Below are 17,643 nucleotides of genomic sequence, written 5' to 3'. Positions count from 1 at the left end.
CATTTGCCGACTACCCTTCGGACATGGCTGGCCGGAAACCGACCTCGCCCCCGCGGCCGATCGCACCGGGGGACGTCGTCGTGACGTTCTCCGAGGCTCTCGGCGCGTGGACGGCCGCGCAGATCACCGACCTCAATCCGGACTGGCAGACGGCGGGAGTGCTCGAGCTGGACTGGTCGGGCCCGGAGCCCGCCTCGGTGTCGGACCTCGGCGAGGTGTCACCCCTGGTGCTGAGGCACGCGAACGCGATCAAAGGCCCATCTCACTGCAACTACGAGTGGGTCCTTCCGCGCAGCTACAAGGTCATCGGCACGCTGCCGCTGTTGTGCACCACACCCTCACAGAGCTACTCCATAGGTTGGCGGCTCGGCGACCAGCTCGCTCGGCAGAGGCGCTGGGACAGAGGTGAGCGTGCCCCCTGGTCGGATCCGCGCGAGATGAGCACCACAGGCGCCGGTCTCGACCGGATGACGAGCGACCCCGGCGAACCGCGCCGGGACATTCGTCATCTGCGTGTCACCGAGGTCGAGTCGCTCGACTGTGAGCGGCTCGCCGAGCGCTTTCCCGAGCTGAGGACGCTCTGCCTGTCCGGCGACCTCGGCCTGCTCGTCCACGCGTCGGGTCTCAACCGGCTGGCGTCGCTTCGACAGCTGTGGATCAGCGATCTCTTCGGCATGAGCGCGGCCGATGCTCTGCTGCCCGAACGCGTTCCCACGCTGGAGTTCTTGTACCTGCGCAGCATCCCGCACGAGTACGCCGTGGCGATGCGGTCGAGATGGCGCCCCCAGGTCGCGTACGGCACCTACGTCGACATCACCGCTGCCCGCAAACCCGAATGGGTCGCGGAGAACCGCGGCAACCCGTTGCGCGACTGGGACGGTCGCGAGCAGATCAGCAGAACCTGCTTCAGAAGGGCCGTGGCGCAGTACAGGAAGACGCGGGCGGCACTGATCGCAGCGCTTTCCGACGGCTCTCAGGAGGACCGGCCGGCCCGGCTGCACGAGATCGGCCGCGAATACGGTGAGGCCTTCAACCTGCTCGATCGCCGGACGGGGTTCATCGAGACCGAGGAACGCGAGGAGCTCTTCGCCGCCCTCGACGTCATGGTGAGCGACGCCGAAGAGGCTCTCGGCGTACGGCTCGAATCGGCGGCGGACATGCTCGCGGCCGGCGTGGACGCCGTACGCGACTGGTAGAGCGCCTCCCGGCGGGGTGTCAGGCCCGCTGGAACCGGGCCCCCCACTCGCGGATCTCGTCGACCAGTTCGGGCGGCGTGAGGACGCGGAAGTCCGCGCCGGCCATCCCCAGTGCCATGGCCGGCCAGTGCAGAGAGTGGGTGATCATCCGGATCCGGCAGCGTTCGGCGTCGACCTCCTCGACCGTGCACCAGTGGCCGACGGCGACCGCCGGAGCGTCGACGAGGGCCTCCACCCGGTACGGACGGGGCAGGTTGTCCATGGCGGCGCGGACGAACTCGGCGGCGTCGGCGGCGGGCAGGTCCCGGGGATGGAACCGGGAGCCGCTGCCCTCGGGCTCGGCCAGCCGGTCGACCCGGAAACTGCGCCAGTCGTGCCGGGTCAGGTCGTACGCGACCAGGTACCAGCGGCGGCCGAGCCGGACCAGCCGGTGCGGCTCGACGTGCCGGTCCGTCCGCCGGCCGTCCGCGGGGGTGTAGGTGAAGCGAAGCCGTTCATGGTCCCGGCACGCCAGCGCGACCGTGGTGAGCACGTCCGGATCGACGCTCGTCAGGGCCTGGCCGTCCCACCCGGCGGGTACGGTCATCGTGCGCAGCGCCTCGACCCGGTGCCGCAGCCGGGTGGGCATCACCTGCACCACCTTGGCCAGCACCCGCACCGAGGACTCGGCGATGCCCTCCACCGCCCCCTGGACGGCGGTCTGCAGTCCCACGGCCAGCGCGACCGCCTCCTCGTCGTCGATCACCAGCGGCGGCAGCGCGGCGCCCGCGGCGAGCTGGTAACCGCCGTCGACACCGCGCTGCGCCTCGACCGGATAGCCCAGCTCACGCAGCCGGTCGATGTCCCGGCGCAGGGTGCGTACGGAGACTCCCAGCCGTTCGGCCAGTTCACTGCCCTGCCAGTAGCGGTGGGTCTGGAGCAGGGAGAGCAGCCGCAGCGTCCGCGTGCTGGTGTTCGCCATGGTCGCGATTCTCTCGCCGATTCAGGTCAGAAAGTGACCGTTATGCCTCCTAGCGTGGTCCTCGACCGAGCGGAACAACGGAAGGCAGACGACTGTGACCGTCAACGAGCTGAGCACTCCCGATCTCACCGACGCGCCGGCCATCAGCGGTGAGCGCGCGGACCTGCTGGCGGCACTGGCCAAGAGCCGGCACTTCTTGCGCCTCACCACCCGCGACCTCACCGATGAGCAGGCCGGGCAGCGGACCACGGCAAGCGAGCTCTGCCTGGGCGGTCTGATCAAGCACGTCACCCTGGTCGAGCGGAGGTGGGCGGACTTCATCCTGCACGGCCCTGCGGCGATGGGCGACGCCACGACCATGACCGAGGCCGACTGGGCCACGTGGGCCGACCAGTTCCGGATGCAGCGCGGTGAGACACTCGCCGGTCTGCTGGCCGCCTACGCCGAGGTGGCCCGCCGTACGGACGAGCTGGTGGCCACCCTGCCCGACCTGGACGCGGCCCAGCCGCTGCCGAAGGCCCCCTGGTTCGAGGCCGGCGCGCGATGGTCGGCCCGCCGGGTGCTGATGCAGATCGTCTCCGAGACCGCCCAGCACGCCGGCCACGCCGACATCATCCGCGAGTCCCTGGACGGCGCCAAGAGCATGGGCTGACACGTGATCCGAGGACGGGCAGGCCCTTCTCCGAGGGCCTGCCCGCAAGCATCCCCGCCATGGCGATCACGGCGCTTATGGTCTCTTTCATGAACGAGTCGCTACGGCTGGTGCCGATCACTCCTGCCAACGTCGAGACGGCCATGGCTGTCAAAGTCCGCCCCGACCAGGAGCGCTTCGTCTCGCCGGTGGTGAAGTCCCTGGCCGAGGCCTACGTGCAGCCGCAGGTGGCCTGGCCCCGCCTCATCCTCGACGGTGACCGTCCGGTCGGATTCCTCATGGCCTTCATCGACATCGATTGGGACGGCAAGGGGATCGACTTCCGGTCAGGCCTGTGGCGCCTCAACGTGACACCCGAGGCCCAGGGACAGGGCGTCGGCCGATTCGCCGTCAGGGCCGTGGCCGCCGAAGTCGGGCGTCGCGGCGCCACGCGGATGTACGTCACGTGGGAGCCGGCGGAAGACGGGCCCGAAGGCTTCTACCGGAAGCTCGGGTTCCAGCTCACCGGCGAGGAAAGCGGTGGCCAGAGAGTCGGAGTGCTGGACCTGATCTAACCGACGGCTCCGTGGTCGTTCATTCGGTCAGCCGAGTCGCTGTTCGCGGAAGAGTCGCGATGCGGATTCCACCACACGTTTCCGGTTGGCCCGTGCCTCAGCCTGCGATACTCGACTCATCTTCGATCCCTCGTCGCTTCGATTCATCACCGGGAACGTGCCGGAGGCTGGATTCCGGGCGTCCGAGGCCGACGTGCCGCGCGAGAAGTAAATTATGAGCACCATCTATGCGGGGGGCCGTACACCACGGAATCCGCGGGTCCCCCCGATCACGTACGAGGCGTGGAGCCTTTCGAGCAACGCCGCCCACGGACGAAGCGGGTCTGTCCTACCTCGAACAGGTCGAGGCCACCGTGAAGCCCTACGGCGGCAAGTGGCTCGCGAACGGCGAGGTCAGCGTCGTGGAAGGAGCATGGCCGGGCCTGGTCGTCCTCATGGAGTTCCCCGACCGAGCCGCCGCCGACCGGTGGTACAACTCGGCGGAATACCAGGAGATCCTGCCCCTGCGTGCCAATAACGCCATCTCCGATGTCGTGCTGATCGACAGCCTTCCCGCGGACTACACCGTGCGCGGACTCGCCCAGCAGGTCCGGGCCGCCATCCAGGCGGCATCGTGAGTGGGGCAGGGCACTCCTAGCCTGGGCTTTGAATGGGGTCTCCCTCGTCGCGGGGCGGGCACGACGGCCCGCCCTGCCAGTCGCGCTCGGGCGAGATACAAGGGCTGGTAAGGTGCCCGGCATGGGACTGATCGAGGTGGACAGAGCCTAGCCACCGAACTGCCGGTGGCTTCACTTGTGCGGGCATCGTCCGTACCAGTGAACAATCGTTTCGCAACGCACGCGCGTGAGTCCGCCCTTCCGGGCATTGACACCGACGCGTGATCTCGCCGGCACGTTCGCATCGCACCGGCCTCGGTCCCAGGTGCCTGACCGCGAACGCGCGACTACGACCTGCCAGGTACGCGACCTCCTCCTGCCCGGCGTCCGGGTAGCGGCTCCCTTGCCGCAGGAGCGTGATTCGTGCCCGTTCCGGTCGAACCCTCTCGCCCGCGTCGGCCCACGGCCCCGTGGCCGGTTGTCCTGCCAGTTCCGCCGGCTCCCGCGACCCGTTCACGTTGGCATCGCCATGCCACACCGCGCGGTCGACGGGGATAGGGAAAGAGAAACACCGCAATGTCGACGAAATCCGCCATCACCCTCCGTGATCTGACCTTCGAGTGGCCCGACGGCATCATCGCGCTCGCCGGGGTCAACGGCACTTTCGGCACCGGCCGGACCGGACTGATCGGCCGCAATGGCGCAGGCAAGTCCACCCTGCTCCGGCTCATCGCCGGTGACCTGCAGCCGACTGCCGGGCAGATCGACGTCGTGGGCGAGGTCGGTTACCTGCCGCAGACGCTCACACTGCGTCAGGACACCACCGTCGCCGAGCTACTCGGCATCCACGGGACCCTCGCCGCGATCAAGGCGATCGAGTCCGGCGACGCCGACCAACGCCACTTCGATGTGATCGGTGACGACTGGGACATCGAGTCCCGTGCCGACGAAGCCCTGCGCCACATCGGATTCTCCGCCGCGGACCTCGACCGCCGCGTCGCCGAGGTCTCCGGCGGCGAAGGCATGCTCATCGCGATCACCGGGCTGCGCGTCCGCCGCACCCCGATCACCCTGCTCGACGAACCCACGAACAACCTCGACCGCGCCACGCGCGCCAAGCTGGCCGAGTTCGTCGACCAGTGGCCCGGGACGCTCGTCGTCGTGAGCCACGACCTCGATCTACTGGAGCACATGGACAACACCACGGAGCTGTACAGCGGCACCCTGGCCACATTCGGCGGCCCGTACAGCGCATGGAAGGAGCACCAGGAGCAGGAGCAGGCAGCCGCCGTGCAGGCCGCTCGTTCGGCTCAGCAGGCGCTCAAGGTCGAGAAGCGGCAACGCATCGAGGCAGAGACGAAGCTGGCGCGCCGCGAGCGGACAGGGAAGAAGACCCAGAAGGACGGCGGCATCCCGAAGATCCTCGCCGGCAACCGCGCCAGTAAGGCCCAGGCGTCCGCGGGATCACTCCGTTCGACACTCGACGACAAGGTCCAGGCCGCGCAGGCCGCAGTCGACGCCGCGGACGCACGCGTCCGCGATGAGGAGCACATCCATCTGGTGCTGCCCGATCCGGACGTCCCGCGCGGGCGGCGACTGGCGGAGCTGGAGGACGAGGGCCGGACCATCGTGATCCAGGGCCCGGAACGGGTAGCGCTCGTCGGCGCGAACGGTGCCGGGAAGTCCACTCTGATCGAGCAGCTCGTGCGACATGCCGAGCCGACGCCCGGGCGACCGCACGGCCGCCTTGTGACCGAACTCGTCGGTTTCCTTCCGCAACGCCTGGACGGGCTCGATGAAGACGCCAGCGCGATGGAGAACGTGCGGGCCGTCGCCCCGGGCACGCCGGCGGGCACGATCCGCAACCAGCTCGCCCGGCTGTTGCTCCGTGGTGACAGCGTGGACCGCCCCGTCCGCACGCTCTCCGGCGGGGAGCGCTTCCGGGCCTCGCTCGCCCGGCTCCTCCTGGCCGAGCCGCCTGCCCAACTGCTGATCCTGGACGAGCCGACGAACAACCTCGACATCGCCAGCGTCGAGCAACTCGCCGAAGCCCTCGACGCGTACCGCGGCGCGCTCCTCATCGTCAGTCATGACTTCGCGTTCCTTGAGCGGATCGGCGTCGACACCATCATCGAGCTCGACGGAAACGGACGGATGCACCAGCGCCGGGACCTGGGCGTCTGACAGCGCTGGACCGCCGACTGCGCACGAGGCAGCCCGGGGACTTTACTCGTACGTGTTTCGATTTTTGCCCACACTTGTCCAAATGCGTTGATCGCGCCAGAATCAGTTCAGCCTTCAACTACTTGGTTGGGGGGTCACTGCACGGATGAGGAGAGGCATGAACCGCACCATCTCCGTTCTCGCAGTCGCCGCCGGCGTCCTCGGCGCCACGCTCACCGGCGTCAGTCCCGCGTCCGCAGCCGCCCCTGCGGTCGACTGCTCCACGGGCGAGTACACCCGGGTCGTGAACAGCTACGTCCCCACCAACGTCCAGCGGCCGGCGGTGGACGGTCACAGCTACAACATCGGCGGCCCGTTGGAGTACACGTACGAGGTCTGCCTCGACATCCCGGACACCGAGACATTCACCATCGAGGTACGGATCTGGAACAACGGGACACAGTCCGTGTTCGTGGACGACCGGCCCGGAGACAAGGTCTTCCGCTACTCGCTCGGCCCCAACAGCTTCTGGCAGGTCTACGGCACGCTGACCGGGCCCGGCAGCACCTACCTCTACTACACCTGGAACGAGAAGCAGACCACGGCCTGACCCGGAACAGGCCGGCCGCCTCGCTCGGCGAGGTGGCCGGCCGGACACCGAAAAGCGCGAAGGCCCACTCGACGGCGGCCTCAGCCCTTGAAGGCGCCATTCATGATCCCGGCCACCATGCGCCGCCCGACGAAGACGAACAGGACGAGCAGCGGGAGGGTGGCGAGGAAGGAGCCGGACATGGCGAGCCCGAGGTCGATGTTGAAGCTGTTCTGCAACGCCTTGATCGCGATCTGGACGGTGTACATCTCCGGCGACTTCAGCACCACGAACGGCCACAGGAAGTCGTTCCACGCGGTGACGAAGCCCAGCAGACCGAGCACGAAGGCGGCGGGACGCACCAGCGGGAACGCGACGCGCCAGAAGATCTGCCAGGTCGACGCTCCGTCGATGCGGGCCGCCTGAAGGATCTCGTCACTGATCGCGGACGATATGTGCTGACGCATCCAGAAGATGCCGAAGGCGTTGGCCAACCCGGGGACGATCAGCGCCTGGAGCGTGTCCACCCAGCCCAGCGACGAGATGATCATGTACTGGGGGACGATGGCGAGCTGGGTCGGCACGGTCATCGTCAGGACGACGAACAGGAACAGCGCGTTGCGGCCGCGGAAGCGCATCTTGGCGAACGCGAAGCCCGCCAGCGCGCACAGCACCGCCTGGCCCACGCCGATCGACCCGGCCACGACCAGGCTGTTGACGATCGACCGGACGAACGGCACGGTCGAGAACACCAGGCCGGCGAGGTGGAAGAAGTTGCCGCCCGGCACGATCTCGGGCGGCAACTTGATCGCCGTCGCGGTGTCGGTGGTGGCGACGATGAACATCCAGTACAGGGGGAACAGGCAGGCGAAGGCGGCGAGCGCCAGCAGCGCGTAGACCCACCATCGGACACGATCACCGGAGCGTGGCCTCGTCGTACGCATGATCGCCCCCTCAGCCCTTGACCGGGCGGATCCGGGTGGACAGGAAGTAGTTGAGGCCGGCGAGCGCGACGACCATCACGAACAGCGCCACGCCGACCGCCGCGGCGTAACCGAACTTGAACTGGATGAACCCCTGCTCGAACAGGAAGAGAGTGAGCGTCTGGCACTGACGGATCGGCCCACAGGTGTTGGCCGCGCCGCGGTTCACGAGCAGGGCCTCGGTGAAGATCTGCAGCCCGCCGATCGTCGAGGTCACGATCGTGAACACGATGACCGGCCGCAACGCGGGGAGGGAGATGTGCAGGAACTGCCGCGCATTTCCGGCCCCGTCGACGGCGGCCGCCTCGTAGATCGCCCGGGGAACCGCCTGCAGTGAGGCCAGGTAGAGCAGCGTCGTGTAGCCGAACCACCGCCAGGTCACCATGACGGCGATCAGCACATGGCTGCCCATCACCGACTGGGTGAAGTCGATGTGCTCGAAACCCACCAGGCCGAGCAGCCAGTTCAGCAACCCGTAGTCGCGGTCGAACATCTGGACGAACACGATGGCCGTGGCGGCCACCGAGGTGATGTACGGCACGAGCATCGTCATGCGGAAGAACAGAGCGAGGCGCAGCCGTACGTGGTTGAGCAGGTGCGCGAGCACCAGCGCGACCAGCAACTGCGGCACGGTGGACAGCAGCCAGATGCTCACAGTGTTGCGCGCCGCGTTCCAGAACCGCACGTCCTCGACCAGCCGGCTGAAGTTGTCCAGGCCGACGAACACGTGCTCGCCGATCGGGTTCCAGTCGAACAGCGCCACGTAGAAGGTGAACAGCAGCGGGATGAGGCCGAACACCGCGAAGAGCACGAAGAACGGGGCGATGTAGGCGTAGGGGGCGACGATCTCGGTGAAACGACGCCGCGCCGCCTGCACCGGCGGGGCCGGAGGCAGGCTCGCCTTGGTGGGGCTGATGCTCGTCGTCACGGTCTGCTCACTTCCCCGCCGCCGGCGCGTGCCGGTGGGGACGGCACGCGCCGGCGGCGCACGTGAAAGGTCCTAGCCGCCGATCGCGGTCTTGATGTTGGTCACCGCCGCGTCCCACGCCTTCGCGGGGTCACCCTTGCCCTGCTCGACGTTGGCGATGGCGTTCGTGAACTCAATGCCGATCGTGGTGCTGTCCGGCCCGATGAGGAACGGCTTGAGGCCGAGCAGCGAGTTGGTGTAAATCGTGCCGATGGGCGCGCCGGAGAAGAACGGGTCCTTGACCGAGGTGAGCTTCGGGTCCTGGTAGACCGACGGGGTCGAGGGCAGTGACCTGGCCTGAGAGAAGTGATCAAGCTGGCCCTGCGGCGACTGCGTGGCGGCGATGTAGTCCCAGGCGGCCTTCGGGTTCTTGGCGCCCTTGGGGATGGCGAGGAAGCTGCCGCCCCAGTTGCCCGAGCCGCCGGGGATCGTGGCGATATCCCAATTGCCCTTGGTGTCGGGGGCGTTGTCGCGGATGGAGCCGAGCAACCAGACCGGTGCGGCGATGGCGGCGAAGTCCCCCCTCTTCATCGCGGCGCTCCAGCCTTCGGTGAACGTGCTCTGCTTGGCGGTGATCCCGGCGGCCACGGCCTTGAGCGCCAGGTCGAAGGCGGTCTTGACCTGGGGGCTCTGTTCGTACACCAGATTGCCCGCGGGGTCGTAGTACTTCTCCTGCCCCTGGTTGACAACCTGCGAGTAGATGCTCCCGCCGGCGTTGTCGATGAACGCCTTGCCGGTGGCCGCCGTGTACTTCTTGCCGGTCTCGATGAAGGCGTCCCAGGTGGGCCAGAGCTTGCTCACCTCCTCGCGGTCCGTCGGCAGCCCGGCCTCCTTGAACAGGTCGGTCCGGTAGGCGATGGCCATGCCGCCGACGTCGGTCGGGATACCGATGATCGCGCCGTCCTTGGTCGTGGACTGGCTGATCACCCAGTCGAGGTAGTCGCCCTTGATCTTGTCGGCGCCCATCGTGCGCAGGTCGACGAAGTTCTGCGGCTGCTGGACGAACTTGGGCAGGTCGTCGCCCTGGATCAGCACCAGGTCGGGCACTTTGCCGCCGGCGAGCGCGGTGGTGAGCGCCTGCGCCGTCTCCTGTGCGTTCCCCACCTCGGTCAGCTTGATCTGCACGTCCGGCTTTATCTTCTTGTACTCCTCCGCGGACCCCTTCGCGTTGATCCCGGTGAACGACCAGAACTCGAACGACTTGCCGTCCGACCCGCCGGAGGAAGTCCCGGACGACGAGCCTGAGCACGCTGCCATGCTGAGGGCCGCGGTAGCGGCGAACACGACCGCTGAGACCTTGCGGAACTTCACGGCGACCTCTTTTCGCTTGCTGTGGTCAGGGGTGTGATGTGCGGCCCGGCACCGAGAGAACGCGCTGCGCTCGCCGGGCACCTCCTACGTGTGCAGGACGGCGACGGTGCCGTGCTACTTCAGGCTCCGGACCATGAGCGCCGGACAGGTCCAGCACCGCCATGCCGACCTGGTGTTTCACCTGCAGAGCCTTCTGACATCACTCTTGCTGATGAAACTTTCGGGATGTCATCTCGATCATTGCTCCAGGACATTAGGCCTCCGTCGACCTGAGCGTCAATATTCTGAGGGCCATCTGTCTGAAACAATCGGCCCGCCGGTTTTAAGTTTCGGGAAGCCCCGGCGCCCCTCCACCGAGAGGACGGAACCGGCCTGCCTGGCAGATCACCGGAGCCGAAGGAGAGATCCGGCACCCACATGGATCGGGGATCGCGCCCACCCTCATCAGGCATGAGGCACCGGCTCGGCGATCGCCCTCAGCCCCGTGGGTGACCGGCCACCGCGCGATCACGTACCCGTACCGGGCAGGAGCGTGTCGCGCAGGCACGGGAAGCCTTCGAACAGGTGGTGCTACTCAGTAGCAGGGGAACGGTACGCCGTGACTCGTATTGGCCATCACATCGGCGACCTTGTGCCGATTCGTCGTACGGCAGAGGCGAGTCCGGCGAGGACCGGTGATGGCCCTCGCTCAAGACGACCTCCGGCTTGAGTCTCCAGCGGCTCGAAGGTGCAGGCTCGTTCTCGTGAGTGACGGAACAGAGGTGAAGGCGGGCACTGCCGGTGGAGAGGGCTCGTGCCCATTGAGCACTGGCTGATCGCCGCTCTTCGCGTCCACAGCCGAGCCGCCGGCCCCCCGTTGTAGCCGGGCACGCTGCGATGCGCAAAGCGTGCCCTCGCTGTTCAACGGCGTTTCACTGCGGGGTCTCGGCCAAGGCGTCAGAACGGGGACTTGACGTCCCAAACTTCCTCGGCCGGTGGCGCGGTGATGATCACGTCAGATCCCCAGGCGCTGTAATGGATGTCTTCGCTCAGAAGCTCCTTGGCGGCCCTCCTGCCAATCTGGATCCTCTTGGTCGTAGTGGTCATCTGTCGCCTGATCAAACCATCGGAGCCGATCCACAAGCGCCAGCCGATCCGCTGCGCGCCCTCCCTGGCAGACATCTTGGTGCCGGGAGACGCCTGCCTGACCGTGATCACGCCGGTATAGAGCGTGGTCTTCACGCCATCAAGCTCCATGCCGGGCGCCTTGGTCTTCGCCGTAGCCAGCACGGCCTTCAGCGTGGCCGGGTCGAGAATGTTGAGGAGGGAGTAGCGTCGGGCAGCGACAGTGCCCTTGGGCGAGACGATTCGCGCCCAGACCTTACCGTCAGGCAGAAGGTGGTCGTAGGCACCGGTGCTGTAGGTCTCATTGCCAATGGCGATGGAACGGGTGGGGCCCTCGTTCGTGCCGACGAATATGTCTTTCGCTTTGTTTTCGACTTTGGCCTGACCGGCCAGATCGAAGGTGACCACTCCAGACGCATCGAAGCCCAGGTCACCGGCATGCCGGAATTTTATCGCCGCTCCGCCCTGATCCATCTTCCAGGCAATGGAGATCCGTACGCCATGATCGGGGACGAGGTGTTTTTTGAGTATGGCCACCGGGTCCGTGACCGCATGGGCGGGGGCCACAACCCCTAGAACAGACAACACAACAATCGCCATGCTGGCGACAAGACGCTTCACAGGCCCTCCCCGTCCGACGAGCCCAGTCTGCGCACAAAAGATCACAGGAGAGTCGCAGGTACAGAAGAGGCCCGGAGGAAGGACGCCCCGTACCCCGACGGCGGCTTCTGGATCGCCTCCAGCGACCCCCTCGCCACCGACCAAGCCCTCACTCGAGGCGGAGCGCGATGCCGATAGAGACGCTTGATGGCGGGGGTTACGGGGGTCGGAAGTCCAGGCCGGTCTTGGCGAGGAAGCCGGTGACGAGGGCGGGGCGGTACTGCATCCGTTTGAGCCGGTTCTTCACCAGGGCGATCAGCTGATCGACGGTGCGCATGGCGAGGTTGGTCAGGCTCTTCTTCAGGTGGGCCCATACGGCCTCGGCCGGGTTCAGTTCGGGGGCGTAGGCGGGCAGGTGGAACACCGTCAGCCAGGGACGGGCGGCGATAAGGCGTCGCATCTCGGCGGAGGTGTGGGTGTTGAGGTTGTCCCAGACCACCACCAGCGGCCCGCCGAGCTGCTGGTGGGCGGCGTCGAACAGCACGGCGTAGTCGGCCTCGGAGAACCCGCGGCGTTCGCCCTTGCGTCCCCGGTGAGTCCGGAGCCGGTAGATCAGCCGCGGCCGCGTGTCGGGGCGGGTGGCGATCAGGCCGGCGATCGACACTCGTCCGGTGCCCTTGACCGGCAGCGACACGATCGGGGTGTGTCCCTTGCGGCCCCAGGTGCGGCCTTTGCGGGATCTCAGGGTCTGGCCGGCCTCGTCTTCGAAGCACAGCCACGCGCCCTGCTGCGCCGCCAGCCTTTTAGCATCGGCCACTGCACGTTCTTCCCCGCGGCAATGGCCTTCTCGTCGCGTTCGGCGGCGCGACGGGAGGGTGCCTGCCAGCTCCAGCCCAGCCGGTGCAGCAGATAGCAGACCCCGCCCACGGTGTAACTCACCCGGAACACGCGCCCGATCACCTCGGCGATCCGGGCCAGAGTCCAGCACTGGTCATCCCAGCCATGCGCCATCGGCCCTTCCTCCAGGGCCTGCTCCAGCCGGGCGAGTTGGGCGTCATCCAGCTTGCACGCCGCCCCGCCGGCCCCTTTGGAGACCAGGGCCTCGGCGGCCGCCGTCCTCCAGCGTCCGCCGCCACCGGTTGGCCGACATCCGCGACACCCGAAACTCCCGCGCGACCTGGGCATCACTCGCGCCGTCGGCAAACCGGTCGGCTGCTTGCATCCTCACCTGCTCGCGGCGTAATCGCTGCTCGGCGGTCAAGCCACCGCCATCGGGATACTTCATGCACCTCAGGTAGCACCGCGACGACCGGCTGCCAGCTCACGCCGAGGTCAGACCATATAACCCTCGCCATTGAAGGTCTCTAACCCCCATGACCTTAGCCATTAGCCTCTCTAGTAGATGTTCCAGCGCTGGTTCCAGTTTCCGGCGCACGACCAGACCTGGAGCCGCGTGTTTTGAGCGTAGTTGAGGTCCGTTACGTCGAGGCAGAGCCCGCTCTGCTGGTTGACGAGCTTTACCCAGTTGTTCCCCGATACGACCGGCCTCGCTATCCAGCGTTGGTTGGCGGTTCCTCTGCAGGTCCATTGCTGTACACGGGTACCGTTCCCCACGGGGCCATCGGTCGCCATGTCGAGGCACATAAGGCTGTGTGCGTTCTTCAACTCGTAGACGCCAGCCCCGTCCGACGTGGTTGATGTGCGAGTTATGGTCCAGTAGGCAACGTCAGGTAGCGAAACCTTGGGCCATATCACAGCCAGGGTCCCGTCCAGTGCGGAAGAGGTGTAGTAGTCGAGGCTAAGCACCATCGTCTGTGTCTCGCCGGGCTTCTTCAGCACGCTGATGTACGTGGTGATCGCGGCCTGTGCGGGGGCAGGGGCGACGAACACGCTCGCTAACGCGACGAGGCTAGCAGCCGCAATCGCGGAGGACTTCCTGGTACGCATCAATCTCCTTCTCCTGTCGACGTCGGGCATACGGCCTGGTGCCGATCCCCGTTCCCATTGGTTTTGTTCGCTTGTGACCGCCATCCCGAGCGCCTGCGGAGGCCCGCGCCGAAGCCGAGGGCAAGAGGTTGTGCGGGAATCGTTCGAGCGGTTCCTCCGCAGCTCCTAGTCTGAACCGTGGCGGGAGTCGCGATGACGAAATTGTCTACTGAGCAAGTTTCGCCGCCGGATGCCCTGTCGCACAATCTCACACTATAGCGAAAGATGCCAGGGCATCGGCTATAAGTAAGACGGCGGAATCAATAGACTATTAGTTATGGATGCAAGTAATATGGATGCAAGTAATAGCGCGTCCGGCCGCCCGTAACGCCTGCTCCAGGCTTGGAGAGCGGCGGGCAAGCAGCGTGATCGCCTCGCGGATGTGGCGCCAGGCGGTGGCCGTGCCCACGCCGAACCCGGCCGCGGCCTCGGCGAGTGTTTCGCCTTTGCGCAGGTGGACCAGCACGAGCAGGGCCTGCCGGCCGGGGTTAAGGCGACGCCACGTCGAGCCGATCGACTTGCGGTGACGGCGAATGAGACCGGCAAGGTAGGACAGCGTCCGATGTGACAACGGCAGCGCGGCACGACAGAACAACAACTCGAAGCCTCTGGCGCATATGTTGATCTTGGTCGACAACCCTTCTACCAGGGGCTTCTTCATTTGTCGATCAGGTACAGCCCACCACGCCGCGCCCGTGACCTGCCACTTCAGGTTGAAAAAGGCTCCGTATCTCCAAGGCCCACACGTCTGCTTGAGCGGAGGGAGGTAAGGCGTCCAGCCAGTCGACTACCAGATCTGAATTGTGGACGTAGAACTCCCGCTCCAGATTCAGGTCACCGCAAGACCCCGGGCGGAAGTTCTTCTCGCTCTTCGTATGAATAGGCCACCAGATCACCTGATCTTCCCATGGACAAGCGAAGTACCTGCTTAGTCTCATGGCCCATTAATGGCACGAACGCCGCTTCCCGTGATCGGAGAAGCGGCGTTCTGCTGCATCGAACCGAGGCGGAGTCAAGTAGCTGACTCCTGCTTCGCGATACTCGGTCGACACGAATTCGGATCTGTTCGACGCATGACCCTTATCGTCGCGACTGCTGGTCAGCGTCGCGCTTCGTCGGCTGTGGCGCAGAGTCCTCCACGAAGCGAGGACGGCAAGCGAACCAGCCGGCGATCACCCCTGGGATGGCGGTCGCAGCGAGCACCAGGAGCGGGATCGACCATGATCCGGTCGCCTCGCGCAGAAGGCCCAAACCGATCGGGCCGAAGCACGCCAGCCCATAGCCGATGCCCTGAACGAAGCCCGACACGGCAGAGGCTGTCTGCGGGCTCTTGGTTCGACGGTTGATGAGGGTCATGCAGAGCGGGAAGGTGCTCACCCCGATTCCCAACGCGCACACCCACATCAGCGTGCCGTCGAGCGGGAACAGAAGCAGGCCCAGGTATCCCGCTACCAGGAAGATCGCACACACGACGACCACGATGAACGGGTTCGTCATGCGCGTGGCCAGGTGTGGAACCACCAAGGCCGCGAGCATGCCCCACGCCGAGTAGAGCGCGACCATGGAGCCGCCCAGGGCCGCGCTGCCTCCTGCGTCGGTGAGCACTGACGGGACCCAGGTGATAATCCCGTAGTTGGACAGCGACATCATCGCGAAGAGGATCACCAGGCCCCAGACGGTTGATGATCGGCTGATCCTCGGTCCCGCGTCGGTCGCCGTCACGGCCGCGGGCGCGTGGTGATCGGCGGGCAGCCTGACTGCCAGGATGAGCCAGACCACACCAGCCACAGCAGCTGGTCCCGCCCAGATACCTACCGAGAGCCGCCACGTCGCCGCTTCTGCCACCGGGACCGCGAGGAGCGGGGCGCTGAACTGGCCCGTCTGCAGGAGGATCAGGTAAAGCGAAGTCCACAGGGCCAGTCGATCGGGGAACCAGGCCTTCACCAACGGAACGACCACGACGTTCGCGGCTCCGATTCCGGCCAGTGCCAGCACGGTCGAAAGCACCAGCAACGAGGGCGTTGGAGAGAAGGCGCGCATCAGGAGCGACAGAGCCGTCAGGCCCAGCGCCACAGTGGCCGTGCGCTCGAGTCCGAACTTTTTCGTCACCGCTGGGGCGAGAAACCCGAAGATGCCGAAGGACGCCGCTGGCACAGTGCCGAGCAGGCCGGACAGCGTCACCCCGAAGCCGAGATCGGATCCGATGATCTCCAGGAGCGGAGTGAACCCGGTCACGGCCGTTCGCAGGTTGACCGCTGTCAGGGCGATGGCGAGCCCGGCCCACAAGGTCAGACGCCCACGGTGCAGCGGAACGACCGTTGAGGAGAGCGATGTCACGTTATACTCCGGTGTAACGTCAGCAGATGATGGGATTATGGGATGAGTTCGGAAAATTCTGGCACGCGACAGCCGGTACGTCGAGTGGGACTCATCGACCAGGCCGCCGAGCGCTTCCGCGAGGAGGTGGTCTCTGGACGCTGGCCGGTCGGTGAGCGAATACCGACCGAGGCCGCATTGGTGTCGGAGTTCGGGATCGGCCGGAACACGGTGCGCGAGGCGCTGCAGTCGCTGGTGCACGCAGGTTTGCTGCGCCGTGAGCAGGGCCGCGGCACCTTCGTCATCTCCAGCTCCGAGCTGACAGGCACTCTTGAACGTCAGTTCGCCGGTGGCACCCGCCGCCACTACCTGGAACTACGCCTTGCCCTTGACAGCGCTGCAGCGTCACTGGCCGCATTGAACCGCTCAGATAACGACGTCGAGCTGCTGCGCGAGCTGCGCGACCGTCGAGAAGCGAGCTGGTCGACCGATGATCTCGACCTGAGAGCGAGCGCGGACCTCGCCCTGCACCACGCGATCGTGGCAGCGACGCACAACCCTCTCTACGTCAAGCTGTACTCCAGCATGCTCGACGTCTTCGCTGCCCACATGCGCGACGAGAAGAACGAGGACGAGGACGCGGCACACCGCTACCACCACGAGCTGGTCGAGGCGATCGCGGACGGGGACGCCGACCGTGCTGCCACGAAGGTGGTTTCCATCTTCAAACCCTTCATGCGCTGAACCACGCAATTGCCTCCCCGCTCGGGCGAGGCGTCTGACGATGCCCCGCAACGCGAAGCAGAGTGGACGGACCCCGACCGTGGAAAGGTCCTGCTCGGCGACTACGCCCGTACGTGGATCAAGGAGCGGCCGGGCCTGCGGCCCAAAACGGTAGAGCTCTACACCTGGCTCCTTGAGCGACACATCGTTCCCGGCCTCGGCGAGGTGCCAATCGGCCGCTTGCGTTGGGGCGAGGTGATCGCGCTGCGGCGCTCGGACATCCACCTCAACGCGCGTACGGTCCGCGTACGCGAACAGCTCATAGAGCTGGGCGGGGGGAGACATGGTGCTCACGCCGCCCAAGTGGCGGGCCGGCAAGCGCACTGTCAGCATCCCTCGGCCATCGTGCCGGCCCTCGTCGACCACCTCGGCCGGTTCACCGGCACGGGCGAGGACGCGTTCGTCTTTCTCGGCAAGCGCGGCGCCTACCTCTGCGGTGGCAACTTCCGGCGTGAGGCCAAGTGGGCGGAAGCCCTCAAGGAGATGGGCGTCAAGGGATTGCACTTCCACGACCTTCGACACACGGGCAACACCCTCGCCGCGCAGTCGGCGCGAGCCTCGCCGACCTCAAGGGCCGGATGGGCCACAGCAGCGGCCGGGCCACGCTCATTTACCAGCACGCCACGCGTGACGCCGACCGGAAGATCGCCGATGCGCTGAGCGCGCGAGTCGAGGCGGAGCGCGATGCCGACAAGAGCTGATGGCACGTTGATGACACGAACGCCGCTTCCCATGATCGTGGAAGCGGCGTTTTGGCTGGTGGACCCTAGGGGATTCGAACCCCTGACTTCCTGCTTGCAAACACGTAAGCCGATCATGGTTGATCTGCGTCTCTGCTGCTGGGGCTACTGATCGCGTTCCCCCCGGGTCCCCGCAGTTCCC

The 17,643-nt window shown here is 66.5% G+C and carries 18 protein-coding genes and 1 pseudogene; 8 read left to right on the top strand and 11 right to left on the bottom strand.

Annotation, left to right across the window (positions count from 1 at the left end; all coding sequences use genetic code 11):
* The first annotated feature begins 23 nt into the window (after positions 1–23).
* Entirely contained in the window at positions 24–1,196 is a 1,173-nt protein-coding gene (locus tag HHX41_RS05405; RefSeq protein WP_182905033.1) for a hypothetical protein, read from the top strand.
* 19 nt (positions 1,197–1,215) lie between these two features.
* Here the strand turns inward: HHX41_RS05405 and HHX41_RS05400 are convergent, their stop codons facing one another.
* Positions 1,216–2,157 carry a YafY family protein gene (locus HHX41_RS05400; RefSeq protein WP_182905032.1) on the bottom strand — a complete coding sequence of 314 codons (942 nt, stop codon included), beginning with the start codon at positions 2,155–2,157 and terminating at the stop codon, positions 1,216–1,218.
* A gap of 94 nt (positions 2,158–2,251) precedes the next feature.
* Between HHX41_RS05400 and HHX41_RS05395 the strand changes: the two genes are divergently transcribed.
* From HHX41_RS05395 to HHX41_RS05375, 5 genes are all read left to right on the top strand, one after another.
* Positions 2,252–2,809, top strand: coding sequence for a DinB family protein (locus HHX41_RS05395; protein WP_182905031.1), 558 nt, complete (start codon positions 2,252–2,254; stop codon positions 2,807–2,809).
* Positions 2,810–2,898: 89 nt separating this feature from the next.
* Positions 2,899–3,363 carry a GNAT family N-acetyltransferase gene (locus tag HHX41_RS05390; protein ID WP_182905030.1) on the top strand — a complete coding sequence of 155 codons (465 nt, stop codon included), beginning with the start codon at positions 2,899–2,901 and terminating at the stop codon, positions 3,361–3,363.
* A 227-nt stretch (positions 3,364–3,590) separates the two neighbouring features.
* The gene (locus HHX41_RS05385) at positions 3,591–3,980 is read left to right on the top strand and encodes a DUF1330 domain-containing protein (RefSeq protein WP_182905029.1); all 390 of its coding nucleotides are present in this window, start codon (positions 3,591–3,593) and stop codon (positions 3,978–3,980) included.
* Positions 3,981–4,535: 555 nt separating this feature from the next.
* Positions 4,536–6,143: an ABC-F family ATP-binding cassette domain-containing protein gene (locus tag HHX41_RS05380; protein ID WP_182905028.1), complete on the top strand. Its 1,608-nt coding sequence runs from the start codon at positions 4,536–4,538 to the stop codon at positions 6,141–6,143.
* A gap of 157 nt (positions 6,144–6,300) precedes the next feature.
* The gene (locus tag HHX41_RS05375; protein WP_182905027.1) at positions 6,301–6,732 is read left to right on the top strand and encodes a hypothetical protein; all 432 of its coding nucleotides are present in this window, start codon (positions 6,301–6,303) and stop codon (positions 6,730–6,732) included.
* Between the two features lie 80 nt (positions 6,733–6,812).
* On the opposite strand, the gene HHX41_RS05370 is transcribed toward HHX41_RS05375, so the two are convergent.
* From HHX41_RS05370 to HHX41_RS05330, 10 genes and pseudogenes are all read right to left on the bottom strand, one after another.
* Entirely contained in the window at positions 6,813–7,655 is an 843-nt protein-coding gene (locus HHX41_RS05370; protein ID WP_182905026.1) for a carbohydrate ABC transporter permease, read from the bottom strand.
* Positions 7,656–7,665: 10 nt separating this feature from the next.
* Positions 7,666–8,622: a carbohydrate ABC transporter permease gene (locus HHX41_RS05365; protein WP_182905025.1), complete on the bottom strand. Its 957-nt coding sequence runs from the start codon at positions 8,620–8,622 to the stop codon at positions 7,666–7,668.
* Positions 8,623–8,694: 72 nt separating this feature from the next.
* Positions 8,695–9,972: an ABC transporter substrate-binding protein gene (locus HHX41_RS05360; RefSeq protein ID WP_169983943.1), complete on the bottom strand. Its 1,278-nt coding sequence runs from the start codon at positions 9,970–9,972 to the stop codon at positions 8,695–8,697.
* Between the two features lie 936 nt (positions 9,973–10,908).
* Positions 10,909–11,697 carry a hypothetical protein gene (locus HHX41_RS05355; RefSeq protein WP_182905024.1) on the bottom strand — a complete coding sequence of 263 codons (789 nt, stop codon included), beginning with the start codon at positions 11,695–11,697 and terminating at the stop codon, positions 10,909–10,911.
* Positions 11,698–11,893: 196 nt separating this feature from the next.
* Positions 11,894–12,493, bottom strand: a complete 600-nt coding sequence (locus tag HHX41_RS05350; protein WP_182905023.1) for a transposase — start codon at positions 12,491–12,493, stop codon at positions 11,894–11,896.
* Positions 12,418–12,687, bottom strand: a complete 270-nt coding sequence (locus HHX41_RS42210; protein WP_220503745.1) for a winged helix-turn-helix domain-containing protein — start codon at positions 12,685–12,687, stop codon at positions 12,418–12,420. Before HHX41_RS42210 ends, HHX41_RS05350 begins: the two co-directional genes overlap by 76 nt.
* 43 nt (positions 12,688–12,730) lie before the next feature.
* Positions 12,731–12,898: a helix-turn-helix domain-containing protein gene (locus HHX41_RS42205; protein ID WP_396794169.1), complete on the bottom strand. Its 168-nt coding sequence runs from the start codon at positions 12,896–12,898 to the stop codon at positions 12,731–12,733.
* Between the two features lie 173 nt (positions 12,899–13,071).
* Positions 13,072–13,623 (bottom strand): RICIN domain-containing protein, encoded by a 552-nt coding sequence (locus HHX41_RS05340; protein ID WP_182905022.1) that lies wholly within the window; start codon positions 13,621–13,623, stop codon positions 13,072–13,074.
* 349 nt (positions 13,624–13,972) lie between these two features.
* Positions 13,973–14,260 (bottom strand): annotated as a pseudogene (locus HHX41_RS05335) (transposase family protein); the annotation flags it as partial.
* A 482-nt stretch (positions 14,261–14,742) separates the two neighbouring features.
* Positions 14,743–15,999, bottom strand: a complete 1,257-nt coding sequence (locus HHX41_RS05330) for a CynX/NimT family MFS transporter (protein WP_182905020.1) — start codon at positions 15,997–15,999, stop codon at positions 14,743–14,745.
* An 84-nt stretch (positions 16,000–16,083) separates the two neighbouring features.
* Here HHX41_RS05330 and HHX41_RS05325 point away from each other — a divergent pair, with 84 nt between their 5' ends.
* Both HHX41_RS05325 and HHX41_RS05320 read left to right on the top strand, forming a co-directional pair.
* A complete protein-coding gene (locus tag HHX41_RS05325) occupies positions 16,084–16,722 on the top strand; it encodes an FCD domain-containing protein (RefSeq protein ID WP_310741785.1) in 639 nt (212 codons plus the stop codon).
* Positions 16,723–16,731: 9 nt separating this feature from the next.
* A complete protein-coding gene (locus HHX41_RS05320) occupies positions 16,732–17,421 on the top strand; it encodes a tyrosine-type recombinase/integrase (protein ID WP_182905018.1) in 690 nt (229 codons plus the stop codon).
* The last annotated feature ends 222 nt before the right edge of the window (positions 17,422–17,643 follow it).

The sequence above is a fragment of the Microbispora sp. H13382 genome (assembly GCF_014161445.1).
Classification (GTDB): domain Bacteria; phylum Actinomycetota; class Actinomycetes; order Streptosporangiales; family Streptosporangiaceae; genus Microbispora.
The sequence above is the reverse complement of the archived record's forward strand: the minus strand, read 5'-3'. Positions and strand labels throughout refer to the sequence as shown.